The sequence below is a fragment of the Stenotrophomonas indicatrix genome (assembly GCF_002750975.1).
In the GTDB taxonomy this organism is placed as follows: Bacteria; Pseudomonadota; Gammaproteobacteria; order Xanthomonadales; family Xanthomonadaceae; genus Stenotrophomonas; species Stenotrophomonas indicatrix.
Genome location: NZ_PEJS01000001.1, coordinates 2,703,790 through 2,718,773 on the forward strand (window position 1 = coordinate 2,703,790; position 14,984 = coordinate 2,718,773).

The 14,984-nt window shown below is 66.0% G+C and carries 12 protein-coding genes; 2 read left to right on the forward strand and 10 right to left on the reverse strand.

All coding sequences use genetic code 11. From position 1 onward, the window contains the following. Positions 1-12: 12 nt before the first annotated feature. Positions 13-405, reverse strand: a complete 393-nt coding sequence (locus CR918_RS12630; RefSeq protein WP_025876247.1) for a VOC family protein — start codon at positions 403-405, stop codon at positions 13-15. A 103-nt stretch (positions 406-508) separates the two neighbouring features. Further along, positions 509-1,699: a glycoside hydrolase family 18 protein gene (locus tag CR918_RS12635; RefSeq protein ID WP_099843166.1), complete on the reverse strand. Its 1,191-nt coding sequence runs from the start codon at positions 1,697-1,699 to the stop codon at positions 509-511. Positions 1,700-1,904: 205 nt separating this feature from the next. On the opposite strand from CR918_RS12635, the gene CR918_RS12640 reads away from it, so the two are divergent. Both CR918_RS12640 and CR918_RS12645 read left to right on the forward strand, forming a co-directional pair. After that, positions 1,905-2,888: a tetratricopeptide repeat protein gene (locus CR918_RS12640; protein ID WP_080148369.1), complete on the forward strand. Its 984-nt coding sequence runs from the start codon at positions 1,905-1,907 to the stop codon at positions 2,886-2,888. 114 nt (positions 2,889-3,002) lie between these two features. Further along, positions 3,003-4,067 carry a serine hydrolase domain-containing protein gene (locus CR918_RS12645; protein ID WP_099843168.1) on the forward strand — a complete coding sequence of 355 codons (1,065 nt, stop codon included), beginning with the start codon at positions 3,003-3,005 and terminating at the stop codon, positions 4,065-4,067. On the opposite strand, the gene CR918_RS12650 is transcribed toward CR918_RS12645, so the two are convergent. The 8 genes from CR918_RS12650 to rimP form a co-directional block, all read right to left on the reverse strand. Next, positions 4,036-5,601: a winged helix-turn-helix transcriptional regulator gene (locus CR918_RS12650; RefSeq protein ID WP_099843170.1), complete on the reverse strand. Its 1,566-nt coding sequence runs from the start codon at positions 5,599-5,601 to the stop codon at positions 4,036-4,038. The two genes, CR918_RS12645 and CR918_RS12650, sit on opposite strands and share 32 nt — an antisense overlap. A 133-nt stretch (positions 5,602-5,734) precedes the next feature. Further along, the gene (pnp, locus tag CR918_RS12655) at positions 5,735-7,843 is read right to left on the reverse strand and encodes a polyribonucleotide nucleotidyltransferase (RefSeq protein WP_025876239.1); all 2,109 of its coding nucleotides are present in this window, start codon (positions 7,841-7,843) and stop codon (positions 5,735-5,737) included. A gap of 148 nt (positions 7,844-7,991) precedes the next feature. Continuing rightward, complete coding sequence (gene rpsO / locus CR918_RS12660) at positions 7,992-8,252, reverse strand: 30S ribosomal protein S15 (RefSeq protein ID WP_005410445.1); 261 nt, start codon at positions 8,250-8,252, stop codon at positions 7,992-7,994. Between the two features lie 178 nt (positions 8,253-8,430). Beyond that, the gene (gene truB, locus CR918_RS12665) at positions 8,431-9,339 is read right to left on the reverse strand and encodes a tRNA pseudouridine(55) synthase TruB (RefSeq protein ID WP_099843172.1); all 909 of its coding nucleotides are present in this window, start codon (positions 9,337-9,339) and stop codon (positions 8,431-8,433) included. A 109-nt stretch (positions 9,340-9,448) separates the two neighbouring features. Further along, positions 9,449-9,832: a 30S ribosome-binding factor RbfA gene (gene rbfA / locus CR918_RS12670; RefSeq protein ID WP_099843174.1), complete on the reverse strand. Its 384-nt coding sequence runs from the start codon at positions 9,830-9,832 to the stop codon at positions 9,449-9,451. A gap of 99 nt (positions 9,833-9,931) precedes the next feature. Continuing rightward, positions 9,932-12,574: a translation initiation factor IF-2 gene (infB, locus tag CR918_RS12675; protein WP_025876227.1), complete on the reverse strand. Its 2,643-nt coding sequence runs from the start codon at positions 12,572-12,574 to the stop codon at positions 9,932-9,934. Between the two features lie 92 nt (positions 12,575-12,666). Continuing rightward, on the reverse strand, positions 12,667-14,178 hold the full coding sequence (gene nusA / locus CR918_RS12680) for a transcription termination factor NusA (RefSeq protein ID WP_025876225.1): 1,512 nt from the start codon (positions 14,176-14,178) through the stop codon (positions 12,667-12,669). A gap of 4 nt (positions 14,179-14,182) precedes the next feature. Next, positions 14,183-14,773 carry a ribosome maturation factor RimP gene (gene rimP / locus CR918_RS12685; protein ID WP_025876223.1) on the reverse strand — a complete coding sequence of 197 codons (591 nt, stop codon included), beginning with the start codon at positions 14,771-14,773 and terminating at the stop codon, positions 14,183-14,185. Positions 14,774-14,984: the final 211 nt, after the last annotated feature.

Consider the following 14,984-nt stretch of genomic DNA (forward strand, 5'->3'; position numbering starts at 1 on the left):
AAGCACGCGGGTTTACATGGCTTCCACGTAGCGGGCCACTTCGATCAGGTTCCCATCCGGATCACGGAAGTACACCGACTCGATCGGCCCAAGCGCTCCGGTACGCGGCACCGGCCCTTCTTCAATCGTTACCTGCTGGGCCTGCAGGTGGGCCAGCACCGCCTGTACGCCCAGCGGGGTGATCAGGCACAGATCGGCACTGCCACGGGTCGGCAGCAGCGCGTGGGGCTGCAACGGCGCGCTGGCCGGGTGCAGGTTGATCTTCTGCTGGCCGAACTGCAGGGCGACGCGGCCGGCGCCGAAGCGCACGACCTGCATGCCCAGCACGCGCTGGTAGAAGTCGCAGCTGCGCTCGATGTCGGCAACGGTAAGCACCAGATGGTCCAGGCGGTCGATGATGATCATGCACGCAGCTTAGCGCTGCGTGCATGGCGCCGATGTGCGGTTTCAGGCCACAGCGTTTGCCCGTCACCGCCGTACCAGCCCCGGTCCGGAGATGTCGAACCGGTCAGTCGCCGACGCGGGCCTTCTGCCACGGAGCGAGCATGGCGTTGAGCAGGCTGGCCTGCTCGTCGTCACCGGTCAGCTCCCACATGAAGACACCGGCCAGGCCCTGCTCGCGCGCGAACTGCGCACGCAGGCCGATGGAGCGCGGATCCTCGTAACTGATGAAGATCTTCTGCGCCGGGTTGTACAGCCACGGACTCTGCGCCTGCGGTTGCCAATGCTTCGTCCAACCCGGCTGGTCGAGATAGCGCGCCTTGATCACCCGCCAGTCACCGGCGTCGGCCGGCGCGCTGTAGGCCTGGTACAGGCCGTCCGCCGACTCGCCGGTGACCTTGAAGCCGCGCCCGTAGAACGGCACGCCCAGCACCAGCTTGGCCGCCGGCACGCCATGCTCGCGGTAGTACTGCACGGCACCGGCCACGTTGTTCCAGCGCCGCAGCTCCGGCGCCAGCGGGTCGGCTGGCACTTCATGCAGGGGGGCATTGAAGGTCGATACCGATGAGAAGCCGGTGCCCATGTCGTAGCTCATCAGGTTGATGAAATCGAACACCTTGGCCAACGCCGGCAGATCGTAGCTGGCGGCGGGGTTGTATGGTCCATCGGTCTGCAGACGGCCAGCGGCCAGCGCGGCGGTCAGCAGCATCGGCTGCCCCGCCTTTCTGCCGCGGGCATCCAGCGCCAGCCGGAAGGCCTGCGCAAGCTTGGTCAGGTTGGCACGGTCCTGCGGGCGGTGCGCCAGTTCCTTCGGGCCACCGCTGACGGGGAACTCCCAGTCGATGTCCACGCCATCGAAACTGCCGGCATGGCGCTCGAAGAACAACGCCATGCACGAATCGACCAGGCGCCTGCGGCTGGTCTCGGTCAGCGCCGCATCGGAGAATCCGCCCGCGCCCCAGCCCCCGATCGAAATCAACGTGCGCAGATGCGGATGCCTGCGCTTGAGCTCGGCCAATGCGGCGAAGTTGGCTGGCGCCTCGGCACCGATCGCACAGCGTCCGTCCTCGATGGTGGAAAACGCATAGAACAGATGGGTGAGTCGTTCGGCCGGGATGCTCGATACCGGATAGCGCTCGGCGGAACCGCCGGGATAGTACGCACCGAAGATCGGCGGTTGCGCCGGTTGCGCCTGCGCGGCAATGGGCAGGGTGCCGGCGATCAGCACTGCAAGTACGGCCAAGGTCTGGCGGAACATGGAAACTCCCGGGTCAAAGGCGCCGCCACGTTAGCAAACAGATCGGCCCGTGGTGCGGATGTCCGTGCATGTCGTCCGCTGGACAGTGGCGTGCCGCTGGAAGCTGACACGGTCGTGGCTGCACAACGTCGAAAGCACTTCGCTGCAGGACAACACACGACCTGCCTGAGCTAAGGTGGCGCTGGATCTTCACTGGCACACGGACATGACCGCAGACCACGACGCAGACGGCGAACTGCTGGACGACGAAACCCTCGAAAAGCTGCAGGCGCTGGAGGCCCGCGCCTATGCGGCCTTTGATGCGGGCGACCTGGCTGACGCAGCAATGCTGTTCGGCCAGCTCGTCGAATGGACACCCGACATCCCCCACCTGCACTACATGCGCGGGCTGGCACACAAGTACCTGCGCGAGTGGGCGTTGTCGCTGCAGGACAATCTCCGCTCCGAGCAGCTGCGCGATGAAGTCGATGAGGCGACCGCGTGGAATGCGGGAATTGCCGCCACCGGCGCCGGCGACTGGGCCGAGGCGCGCCGGCAATGGACCCGCTGCGGCATCACCCTCCCCGAGGGCGAAGGCCCGATCAACGGCAATTTCGGCGTTGCCTGTGTTCGCCTGAATCCGTGGTCCAGCGGCGAGACCGTGTACATGCGCCGGCTCGATCCGGTACGCGCGCGGCTGGAAAACGTGCCGCTTGCGGAGAGCGGGTTCCGCTTCGGCGACATCGTGCTGCACGACGGCGCCTCCACCGGGCGCCGGACCTACGGCGAGCGCGAAGTACCGGTGTTCAATGCCATGCAGCGCCTGCAGCAGTCGGACATGGCGACCTACGCCGTGTTCGTGCAATGCGGTTCGCCGGACGACATCGCCGCGCTGCGCGCAATGACGTTGCCCGGCATCGGCCTGGTCGAAGACTGGACCCATTCGGTACGTCACCTGTGCCTGCGTTGCAGCTATGGCGCACCGCACCAGCACGATGACGACAGCCACGAGGATGACGGCGGCTGGGTGCGCGAGCGCAATCTCGGTATTGCCGCACAAGGCCGCGCTGCGGTCGAAAAACTGATGTCGGCCTGGGCCGCGGCAGGCACCGGGCGCACGCTCGATGCGATCGAACACCGTGAGCACCCGCAGCAGGGTCCGCAGCCGGGCCAGGTGTGGTGGCTGGGTCACGAACAAGCGGACGCATGACGGCAGGGCGCTGCAGGCCTTGCGGCACAAGGCTTTCAGAATTCTTCAGGCGTCCTTCCAGCACTTCAGCCAGCCCTCTGGCCGAATCGGCACTCCTTTCGATGGAGTCCGATCATGCGTTCGCCCCTGCCTGTGTCCGCCCTGCTGCTGTGCCTGTACGCCCTCCCCTGCATCGCCGGCCCTGCCCACCCTGATCCTGGCCGCATGCGCGCGCTGGAGCAGGCCATCGCCAGCGATGAGCTGAAACAGATCCGCAGCGTGCTGCTGCAGGTTGATGGACAGGTCGTGTACGAGGGCTATTTCAACGGTGCCGATGCGCAGACCCTGCACGACGTGCGCTCGGCCAGTAAAAGCGTGACCGCCCTGCTGGTCGGCGCAGCGATCGGCGACGGCCGGCTGCCGGGCGTTCGCGCGAAGGTGTACGACTACTTCCCGGCCTTCGTCGCCCAGCACGACGTGGATCCCCGCCTGCGTGGCACCACGGTGGAGGACCTGCTGGCGATGAGCACGCTGTGGGAGTGCGACGACGAGAACCCGTTCTCGGCCGGCCACGAGGAGCGCATGTACGTCGGCGAGCGCTGGCTCGATTTTGCCCTGGCGCTGCCGGTGAAGGGCTTCGCGCCCTGGATGGCGCGCCCGGAGGACAGTCCTCACGGTCGCGCGTTTGCCTACTGCACCGCCAACTCCTTCGTGCTCGGCGCGGTACTGGAACGTGCGACCGGACAACCGCTGGCCGATTACGCAGCCCATGCACTGGAACGACCACTGGGCATCACCCACAGCCTGTGGAACCGTTCCCCCGAGGGCATCGGCATGGGCGGAGGCGGCACACGCTACCGCAGCCGGGACCTGGCCCGCCTTGGCCAGCTCGTGCTTGATGGCGGTCGTTGGCAGGGGCGCCAGCTGGTTCCACGCGACTACGTCGCCGCGATGCTGTCACCGCAGGCAACGGCCGGCGACGGCAGCGATTACGGCTATCAATGGTGGGGCCTGAAACTGACTGTCGGTGGCCAGCCACAGACCGTATGGGCGATGTCCGGCAACGGCGGCAACTACGTGTTCCTGCTGCCGCAACAGCGCGCTGTCGCGGTGGTGACCAGCCAGGCCTACAACCGCAGCATCGCTCACCCGCAGTCGCGCCGCATCCTCACCGAATTCCTGCTGCCGGCGCTGCGCTGAGGTCGGCCAGCCCGGCGGGACGCCAGTCGGCCGCCAGCACCTGCGCACGCTGGCGGCCGATATCGGCATCGATGCGCGCCAGCAGCGGCGCCCAGCCGCGCGCCTCGTGCAGGGACGCAAACAGCGGCGTGGAACGCAACCACGCCGCATCGCGGAAGCCATCATCGACCGCCTGTTGCAGCGCGGTGACGGCAGCCTCCAGGTCGCCTTGCGCCTGCAGCAGCAGGGCCCGCTCAAGCGCGGCATCGGACCAACCGTCGCCGCGCTGCGCCTGTAACGTTGCAAGACGCGAAGCCACCCACTCCGGCGATGCCGCGGGCTGCGCGTACAAGGCCGCCAGCGATTGACCGAGCGATTGCTGTGGACGCAGCTGCCGCCCGCGCTCGAAGGCATCGGCAGCAGCGGCGTGATCGCCCGCCAGCAGCGCCAGTTCGCCCTGCAGCCGCAGCAACTGCGGATGTGGCGTGCCGCGTGCCAGCGCCTCGGTCAACGCCTGCCTCGCCCGGCCCGGGTCACCTGCCGCGAACAGACTGCGCGGCCAGGCGATGTTGGCGAAGACGTTGTCCGGATACAGCTGGAAATTTCGCGCGTGGCGCTGCGCGGCCGCGTGAGTGAAACCGAGCAGCTCCAGTTCGCGCGCCACCTGCACATCACGGAAGCGCAGGCGCTCGGGCGCCGTCAATGCAAGATTGGCACGCAGGGCCAGGGCAAGGTGGCCGCGCTCCTGGTGCAGGTAGGCGAGCGAGGCACGGGTGCGCTCGTCGTCCGGATCCAGCGCGATCGCCCGCTCGTATTCGGAAATGGCCTGCGGCATCTGCCCGAGGCAGTCGTAGGCATAACCTCGAAGCGCGTACACAGCACCCTCCTGCGGCGCGAGTTCACGTTCGATGTTGGCCAGCGCCAGCCCTTCCTGGACCTGCTCGGGCGATCCATTGAACAGACAGCCCTGCGCGGACAACGCTCGTGACAGGCCGCGGCGCGCCGGACTTGAATCAGGGTCCACCTGCAATGCCTGCCGGTACAGGGCGATGGCGCGCTCGTTGTTGCTGGCCTGGCCGATGCTGGCGTAATAGTCGGCGCGCTGCAGCAACGGCAGCGGGCCACCGGCCGCCGGCGTGCGCGGCCAGAACGAGGCGGCAGCGGCAAGAACGACGACACCGGCACCTGCAAGCCATGGCCATTTCTTCCGGTGCCCGGTAATGGGCACCGCCGCTGCCGGCGGTGCGATGGTCGGCACTGCACACAACTGATAGCCGCGCCCGCGTACCGAACGGATGTAGCGCGGGCGTCGGCTGTCATCACCCAGCGCCTGCCGCAACAGCTTGACCCGCTGGCTGACCGCATCCTCCCCAACCACTGCAGGTGCCCACACCTGTGCAGCCAGCGTGTCGAAGTCGACAACGTCGTTGCCGTGTGCCAGCAGCACGTCGAACAGGCGCCAGCTCAGCCCCTGGATCGGCAGCACGTCGCCGGCGCGGCTGACCCGCTGCGCGGGGCGGTCGATCTGCAGGTCAAGCAGGCGCAGGGTGTCCATGGGTGAAGCATAGCGCCGCGGCACGACGCCGGCAGCGCCGGACGACAGGCAAAGAAAAAGCGGGCCGAAGCCCGCTTTTTCATTCTGGCGTGTCAACCAAGGTTGACACCTACCGTCATCGACCTACGGTCGATTACTCGGCGGTGGCGCCTTCGCCTTCCTCGACGGCCTTCATCGACAGGCGGATACGGCCCTGCTTGTCGACTTCCAACACCTTGACCTTGACCACATCGCCTTCCTTCAGCACGTCGCCGACCTTCTCGACGCGGTCGCTGGAGATCTGCGACACGTGGACCAGGCCGTCCTTGCCCGGCAGGATGGTGACGAATGCACCGAAGTCCATGATCTTGGCGACCTTGCCTTCGTAGATGCGGCCCGGCTCGACGTCCGAGGTGATCTGCTCGATGCGGGCCTTGGCGGCCTGGGCAGCGATGGCATTGACCGAAGCGATGACGATGGTGCCGTCATCCTGGATGTCGATCTGGGTGCCGGTTTCCTTGGTGATGGCCTGGATGGTCGAACCACCCTTGCCGATCACTTCGCGGATCTTGTCCGGGTGGATCTTGATGGTCAGCAGGCGCGGCGCGTAGTCCGACAGCTCCTCACGCGGGGCGGTCAGGCCGTGGGCCATTTCGCCCAGGATGTGCAGACGGCCAGCCTTGGCCTGCTGCAGAGCCTGCTTCATGATCTCTTCGGTGATGCCTTCGATCTTGATGTCCATCTGCAGGGCGGAGATGCCCTCAGCGGTACCGGCAACCTTGAAGTCCATGTCGCCCAGGTGATCTTCGTCACCCAGGATGTCGGACAGGACGACGAAGCGATCGCCTTCCTTGACCAGGCCCATGGCAATGCCGGCCACCGGAGCCTTCACCGGCACGCCGGCGTCCATCAGGGCCAGCGACGAGCCGCAGACCGACGCCATCGACGAGGAACCGTTCGACTCGGTGATTTCCGAGACGACGCGGATGGTGTACGGGAAGGATTCCAGCGACGGCATCACTGCCAGCACGCCGCGCTTGGCCAGACGGCCGTGGCCGATCTCGCGACGCTTCGGGCCCATCATGCGGCCGGTTTCACCCACCGAGTAGGGGGGGAAGTTGTAATGGAACAGGAAGTTCTCTTTGTACTCACCGGAGACGGCATCGATGACCTGGCCATCACGGGCGGTGCCCAGGGTGATGGTCACGATGGCCTGCGTTTCACCGCGGGTGAACAGCGAGGAGCCGTGGGTACGCGGCAGGATGCCGGTCTTCACTGCGATCGGGCGGACGGTGTCCAGCGCACGGCCGTCGATGCGTACCTTGGTGTCCAGCACCGAGTTGCGCATGGTGCTGTATTCCAGCTCGCCGAATTCCTTCGACAGCTCGGCCGGGTTCCAGCCTTCAGCGGCAACGCGGCCGGCCAGCGACTCGACCACGTCCTTCTTGATCGCCGAGATGGCGTCGCGGCGCTGCAGCTTGTCGCGCACCTGGAAGGCCTCGCCCAGACGCGGGCCGATGGCTTCCTGCAGGGCGCTGATCAGCACGTCGTTCTTGGCCGGGGCCACCCAGGTCGACGGCTTGGTGCCGGCTTCCACGGTCAGTTCGTTGATCGCGTTGATGACCTTCTGCATTTCGCGGTGACCGAAGGTCACGGCGCCCAGCATCACGTCTTCGGACAGCAGCGCGGCTTCGGATTCCACCATCAGCACGGCGTTGGCGGTACCGGCAACGACCAGCTCCAGCTCCGAATCCTTCAGTTCGGTCACGGTCGGGTTGAGGATGTACTCACCGTTCTTGTAACCCACCTTGGCGGCGGCGATCGGACCCTTGAACGGGGTGCCGGCCAGCGACAGCGCAGCCGAGGCACCGATCAGGGCCGGGATGTCACCGTCGATGTCCGGGTTCAGCGACATCACGGTGGCGATGATCTGGACTTCGTTCTTGTAGTCTTCCGGGAACAGCGGACGGATCGGACGATCGATCAGACGCGAGATCAGGGTTTCCTTCTCGGTCGCGCGGCCTTCGCGCTTGAAGAAGCCACCCGGGATACGGCCACCGGCGTAGAACTTCTCCTGGTAGTCACAGGTCAGGGGGAAGAAGTCCTGGCCCTCACGCGCGCTCTTGGCGGCAACGGCGGAGACCAGCAGCACGGTGTCGTCGAACTTGACGATGACGGCGCCACCGGCCTGGCGGGCGATTTCGCCGGTCTCAAGCGTGACGGTGTGCTTGCCGTACTGGAAGGTTTTGGTGATTTTTGCCACGGAGGGTGTCCTTGGGGATGCTGTCTGCGAATGGACCGTGGGCGACCCTTGCCGCCAACGGATGACCGGTCATTCCGATCTGAAAAAGGTATTGCGGTGCTACAAAACAAAACCGCGGCGCATCGCTGCGCCGCGGGGGATTCGTTGCTTAGCGACGCAGGCCAAGCTTCTCGATCAGGGCCTTGTAACGCTCGACGTCCTTCTTCTTCAGGTAGTCGAGCAGGCTGCGGCGGCGGTTGACCATCTGCAGCAGACCACGGCGGCTGTGGTGATCCTTCTTGTGGGTCTTGAAGTGGCCGGTCAGCAGTTCGATGCGGGCGGTCAGCAGTGCAACCTGGACTTCCGGGGAGCCGGTATCAGCCGAGCTGCGCTTGTTGTCTTCAATGACCTTCTGGGTGTCGATCGACATGTCTTTTTTTCTCTGTGATGCGTGGCCGGCAGGAACGCGCTTTCGCGCACCGCCTGGCTCGCCGTGAACCAACAAATGGATGAAACCCGCCTTCGGCAGGCTGCCGTAAAACGGCCGCGGAATTGTAACGGCCAGGGGGCTCTGGAACAAGGTCCGGGGCTGAACCGGGCCTCCCCGTTCAGAGGTTGAAGCGGCGCTGCGGGGCCAGCAGACCGCTGTCGTCGACCTGGCCCAGGCCCTGCACCACCGATCCAGGGCCAAACACCGCCACCAGGCCGCGCGGCCAGGAGAGGTCGCGCTGGCGCTGGCCCACGCAGAAGCGCTGGGTCTGCTCGGCGTCCAGGTCAACCCGGGGGTATTCGGACAGGCCCGCCGCCAGCGGCAGCAGCAGCGCGTCCATGGCGGCCTCATCCTGCGCTTCCACCAGAGCCCTCAGCTGCTCCAGGGTGACCATCGCCGGTTCGTGGAACGGTTCCACCCACAGGCGCCGCAGGGCGCTGATGTGCGCGCCACAGCCCAGCGTTTCACCCAGGTCACGGGCCAGACTGCGGATATAGGTGCCCGAGCCGCAGGTGACCCGCAGCCGCAGCCGCTCGGGGTGCTGCTCCAGAATCTCGATGGCGTGGACCTTGACCTGGCGCTCGGGCGCCTCGACGGCGTCGCCACGGCGGGCCTTCACATACAGCGGCTCCCCGCCCTGCTTGAGCGCGGAATAGATCGGCGCACGCTGCAGGATGTCGCCAAGCAGCGGCGCGATCGCCGCCTGCAGGGCCTCGGCGCTGATCACGGGCACCGACCGCTCGAGCAGCACCTGGCCCTCGGCGTCGTCGGTATCGGTGGTCTGGCCCAGCACGATCTCGGCGTCGTAGGCCTTGGCCGAGCCCAGCAGCAGGCCGGCGATCTTGGTGGCCTCGCCGAAGCACAGCGGCAACAGGCCAGTGGCCAACGGGTCAAGGCTGCCGGTGTGGCCACCCTTCTCCGCACGGAACAGGCGACGGGCGACCTGCAGCGCGGCGTTGGAGCTCATGCCGGTCGGCTTGTCGAGCAGCAGGATGCCATCCAGGCGGCGGAACTGAATTCGGGTCATGACAGGTATGGGTAGCGCCGGGCCATGCCCAGCGAGCGCGCAGCGCGGTCTGCATCAGACATCGCGCAGCCGGAATGCAACAACGCCGGGCATGCCCGGCGTCGCGCGGTTATTCTTCGTCGCCTTCGCGACGCTTTTCGGCGGCCACGGTATCGGGCAGGTCGCGCAACAGGTTGTCGATGCGCTCGCCACGATCGACCGAGTCGTCGTAGTGGAAATGCAGCTCCGGCACGTGCCGCAGCTTCATCGCGCGCGCCAGCTCCATGCGCAGGCCCCAGGCCAGTTCCTTCAGGCCCTTCACGGCTTCAACCGAACGTTCCGGTATCAGCGCGGTGACGAACACCTTGGCGTGGGCCATGTCGCGGGTGATTTCCACGTCGGACACGCTCACCGAGGGCAACCCGTGCTCACGCACGGCGTTGTGCACCAGGGTGCCGAGTTCACGGCGCAGCTGGGCGGAGACACGGTCGGTTCGATGGAAAGTCTTGGGCACGCGGCAGGCTCTTGATTCGATTGTGGCCCGACCAAGGTCAGGCCCTACAGTTTACGGGATGAAACGAGACCGGCCCGTGAGGGCCGGTCCGTTGCAGCATTACAGGGTGCGCGGCACTTCGATACGCTCGAAGCACTCGATCTGGTCACCCGGCTTGACGTCGTTGTAGGCCTTCACCGCGATACCGCATTCGGTACCGTTGCGGACTTCCTCGACGTTTTCCTTGAAGCGGCGCAGCGATTCCAGCTCGCCTTCGAAGATCACCACGCTGTCGCGCAGGACGCGGATCGGCTTGTTGCGCTTGACCACGCCCTCGATGACCATGCTGCCGGCGACGGCACCCAGCTTGGAGCTGCGGAAGACGTCGCGGACCTCGGCGATACCGATGATCTCTTCGCGGATCTCCACGCCCAGCAGACCGGAGGCCACCTGCTTCACCTGATCGATCACGTCATAGATGATCGAGAAGTAACGCAGGTCCACGCCGTTGGATTCGATGATGCGACGGGCCGAAGCATCCGCACGCACGTTGAAGCCGATGACGGTGGCCTTCGAAGCGGCAGCCGAATTGGCATCCGACTCGGTGATGCCGCCCACGCCGGAGTGGATCACGTTGATGCGGATGTCGTCGTTGGACAGCGCCACCAGGGCCTGGCTCAACGCCTGCACCGAACCCTGCACGTCGGCCTTGATGACCAGGTTGAGGACCTGCTGGCCCTCGCCCTTGCCCAGGGTCGCCATGATGTCTTCCATGCGGCTGCCAGCGGTGGCGACCAGGCGCGATTCGCGGCGCTTGGTCTCACGCTGCTGGGCAACGTCCTTGGCCAGACGCTCGTCGTCGACGACGACGAAGTCGTCACCGGCTTCCGGCACGCCGGACAGGCCCAGGACCTGTACCGGAATGGACGGTCCAGCGAACTCCGGCTGCTTGCCGGTTTCGTCGAACAGCGCACGCACGCGGCCGTACTGGATGCCGCACACCAGGTAATCGCCCTTCTTCAGGCGGCCCTGCTGCACCAGCACCGTCGCGATCGGGCCACGGCCCTTGTCCAGCGAAGATTCGATGACCACGCCGTTGGCACGACCGTCGTCGACCGCCTTCAGTTCCAGCAGTTCAGCCTGGACCGAAACAGCTTCCAGCAGATCGTCGATGCCCAGGCCGGTCTTGGCCGAGATCTCCACCATCTGGGTGTCGCCACCGAAGTCTTCGGCCACGACCTGCTCGGAGAGCAGCTCGTTCTTGACCCGCATCGGGTCGGCACCGGACTTGTCGATCTTGTTGATCGCCACGATCAGCGGCACACCCGCCGAACGGGCGTGCTGGATCGCTTCCTTGGTCTGCGGCATGACGCCGTCATCGGCAGCCACGACCAGCACCACGATATCGGTCAGCTTGGCACCGCGGGCACGCATCGAGGTGAACGCGGCGTGGCCCGGGGTATCCAGGAAGCTGATGACGCCCTTCGGCGTTTCAACGTGGTACGCACCGATGTGCTGGGTGATGCCGCCGGCTTCGCCGGTGGCGACCTTGGTGCGACGGATGTAATCCAGCAGCGAGGTCTTGCCGTGATCGACGTGGCCCATGATGGTGACCACCGGCGGGCGCTGCACGGCCTCGCCCTGGTTCTCGCCGGCCGATGCCAACAGCGCGTCTTCGGCGTCGTTGTCGCTGGCGCGGATCGCCTTGTGACCCAGCTCTTCGGTGACCAGTGCCGCAGTGTCGTGGTCGATGGACTGGGTGATGGTGGCCATCACGCCCATCTTGAACAGCGCCTTCACCACCTCGCCGCCCTTCAGCGCGAGCTTCTGCGCCAGGTCGGCCACGGTGATGGTGTCGCCGATCGCCACTTCACGCACGACCGGTGCGGTCGGACGTTCGAAGGCGTGCGGGCCGGAGTTGCCACCGCCGCGCGACATGTCGCGGCGGCCGGACGTCGGACGGCTGCCCGGGCGACCACGGTTGTTGCTGTTGTTGCTGTTGCCACGGCGCGCACGATCGGCGGCGGACAAGTGCATCTGACCGGCAAAGCGATCACCCGGGCCACGCTCGTTGCGCGGCGCGTTGCGATTGTTGCGGTCGTCGCTGCGCGGCGGCGCACTACGCGGAGCAGCCGGGGCTGCAGCCGGAGCGCGCGGCGGGCGCGGCGCGGTTTCGTCGATCGGTGCGCGCACCTTCGGCTGGCTGGCAGCCAATGCCTCGGCAGCCTTGGCGGCGACCGCAGCTTCCTCGGCCGCCTTCTTCTCGGCCTCGGCACGCTCCTTGGCAGCGACCTCTTCCTCGCGCTTGCGGACGATTTCCTCGTCACGCAGGCGGTCCTTCTCGGCCAGTGCCTGCTGCTCGGCGAGGTTGCGTGCGCGCGACTCTTCCAGCTTGCGCAGGATATCGGCACGCTCTTCGTCCGGGGTCATCGCGCGACCACCATCGGCCTTGACGTAGGTGCGCTTCTGGCGCACTTCCACGTTCACGGTTGTCTTGCTGCGACCGGAATTGACCGTCACTTCCTGCTGCTTGCGACGGTTGAGGGTGATCTTCTTGGCAGACTGATCAGTCTCTTCCGGGGCCTGCTCGGGCTTGCCATGCGAGCGACGAAGGAAGCCCAGGAGCTTCACTTTCTCGGAGCTGGTCACGACCTGGTCGGGACCGCTGAACTTCATGCCGGCACCAGCCAGCTGTTCCAGCAGTTTTTCGACCGGTGTATTGACCAGTTCAGCAAGCTTGCGGATGGTGGTTTGCTGCGACATTCGGATCCTATGATCTTGTGGGCGCCCCCCCGCATCTGGAGGTGGCGCGGATTCTACGCCCTGATCGGCTCAGGGCCCTGTTCATTGCCGGCTCATTCGCCGCGTTCCAGTCGGGCGATTTCCTCGGCACGCGCGGCCAGGATCAGCGCCGCGGCGCGCTCCTGGTCCAGCCCTTCGATGCCGAAGTCCATGACCTCGTCGGCGGCCAGGTCGGACAAGTCCTCGCTGGTACGCACGCCGTGGCCGGCCAACGCATATGCGGTGGCTTCGTCCATGCCCTTCAGGGACAGCAGGTCCTGCGCCGGCTGGCCGTCCTCCAGGCCTTCCTCGACTGCCAGGGCCTCATTGAGCAGCGCATCGCGGGCACGTGCGCGCAGCTCTTCGACGATGTCTTCGTCGAAACCTTCCACGGCCAGCAGTTCGCCGACCGGTACATATGCGATTTCCTCGACCGTGCCGAAGCCTTCGCTGACCAGGATGCCAGCGATTTCCTCGTCCACTTCCAGCTTGTCCATGAACAGCTGGCGAGCCGAAGCCTGCTCGGCTTCCGACTTGGCGGTCACCTGGTCCTGGGTCATCACGTTCAGCTGCCAACCGGTCAGGCGGCTGGCCAGGCGCACGTTCTGGCCGCCCTTGCCGATCGCCTGGGCCAGGCGGTCTTCAGCAACGGCCAGGTCCATCGAATGCTTGTCTTCATCGACGATGATCGACTGCACTTCGGCCGGCGCCATCGCGTTGATGACGAAGTTGGCCGGGTTCTCGTTCCACAGGACGATGTCCACGCGCTCGCCATTGAGCTCGTTGGACACGGCCTGCACGCGCGAACCACGCATGCCGATGCAGGCGCCGATCGGATCGGTGCGGGCATCGTGGGCGAGCACGGCGATCTTGGCGCGGTCGCCCGGATCGCGGGCGCAGGCCTTGATTTCCACCAGGCCCTGGCCGACTTCCGGCACTTCCAGCTTGAACAGCTCGATCATGAATTCCGGCGCTGCGCGGCTGATGAACAGCTGCGGGCCACGCGGCTCCGAACGCACTTCGGCCAGGTAGCCGCGGACGCGGTCGCCGGCACGCAGGACATCACGCGGAATGCCCTTGTCCTTCGGAATGAAGCCTTCGGCGTTGCCGCCCAGGTCGACATAGATGTTGCCGCGCTCAGCGCGCTTGACCACGCCGGTGATCAGCTCACCGACGCGATCGGCCCAGGCATCGACCACCTGCTGGCGCTCGGCTTCGCGCACGCGCTGCACGATCACCTGCTTGGCGGCCTGGGCGGCGATGCGACCGAAGTCGGGGTTCTCGATCTGCTCTTCGATGTAATCGCCGACATCCACGCCTTCGGCTTCGTCGATGGCGTCCATCAGGCGGATCTGGCGATCCGGCGATTCCATCACTACGTCGTCGGCCACCACTTCCCAGCGGCGGAAGGTTTCGTAGTTGCCATCCTTGTGGTCGATGACCACGCGGGTCAGCACTTCCTCGTCGGGATAGCGCTTCTTCGCTGCCGAGGCCAGGGCGGCCTCGATGGCATCGAAGATCACTTCACGCGGCACGCCCTTCTCGTTGGCGACCGCGTCCACTACCAGCAACAGTTCCTTGCTCATTGGCTCACTCCGCGCGCGGCTTCTTTGCCGCCGGCTCGTTGGAAGAAGAATTCTTGTTCGGCTTCGGACGCTTCGGTGCCGGACCGGTCGGCTTGCTCGGGGCCAGCCCCAGCGCCACCCAGTCAGGCATGATCCGCGCCTTGTCGATGTTGTCGGCCGACACCACCAGTGCGGCGTTGTCGACGATGAAGGTGATGCTGCCCTGCGCCTCATCGATCGCTTCGATGCGACCCTGCAGGCGACGACGGTTTTCCTGCGGCAGCTTCAGGGTGACCTTGGCCGATTCGCCAAGGTGACGACCGAACTGCTCCAGGTTGAACAGCGGGCGATCCACGCCCGGCGAAGACACTTCCAGCGTGTAATTGCCGCTGATCGGGTCTTCGACGTCCATCTGTGCGGACACTTCGCGGCTTACCCGCTCACAGTCGTCCACATTGATGATGCGCTCCGGCTGTTCCGCCAGCGGCACGTCGATGTAAAGGCGAAGGGTCGCACCGCCGGGGGCCGGCAGATACTCAACGCCCAGCAGCTCCAGGCCCAGCGACACAACGGTCGGGGCGAGCAGATTCGCGATGTCGGTTGCCTTGTCGCTCACAGCCTGCCTTGATCTCTTGGTTGGGTGCCGGCCTTGGCCAGCATGGAAACATGACGCCCCGAAAACGACGAAGGGCCCGCTGGGCCCCTTTTCCGGAAAGACTCCGGTGACTGGATTCCGGTTGCAACGCGCTGAACAAGCGTGCTGCGGCCCTCCTTCCGGGTGGATCTCCGATGGGGAGTGCCGCCGTCAGGGGTACTTCTAGGCCGCT

What these genes read in the sequence shown, in the direction of transcription:
- CR918_RS12630 (WP_025876247.1), bottom strand. Translation starts at nt 405, where the DNA reads ATGATCATCATCGACCGCCTGGACCATCTGGTGCTTACCGTTGCCGAC.
- CR918_RS12635 (WP_099843166.1), bottom strand. Translation starts at nt 1,699, where the DNA reads ATGTTCCGCCAGACCTTGGCCGTACTTGCAGTGCTGATCGCCGGCACC.
- CR918_RS12640 (WP_080148369.1), top strand. Translation starts at nt 1,905, where the DNA reads ATGACCGCAGACCACGACGCAGACGGCGAACTGCTGGACGACGAAACC.
- CR918_RS12645 (WP_099843168.1), top strand. Translation starts at nt 3,003, where the DNA reads ATGCGTTCGCCCCTGCCTGTGTCCGCCCTGCTGCTGTGCCTGTACGCC.
- CR918_RS12650 (WP_099843170.1), bottom strand. Translation starts at nt 5,601, where the DNA reads ATGGACACCCTGCGCCTGCTTGACCTGCAGATCGACCGCCCCGCGCAG.
- rpsO (WP_005410445.1), bottom strand. Translation starts at nt 8,252, where the DNA reads ATGTCGATCGACACCCAGAAGGTCATTGAAGACAACAAGCGCAGCTCG.
- truB (WP_099843172.1), bottom strand. Translation starts at nt 9,339, where the DNA reads ATGACCCGAATTCAGTTCCGCCGCCTGGATGGCATCCTGCTGCTCGAC.
- infB (WP_025876227.1), bottom strand. Translation starts at nt 12,574, where the DNA reads ATGTCGCAGCAAACCACCATCCGCAAGCTTGCTGAACTGGTCAATACA.
- nusA (WP_025876225.1), bottom strand. Translation starts at nt 14,178, where the DNA reads ATGAGCAAGGAACTGTTGCTGGTAGTGGACGCGGTCGCCAACGAGAAG.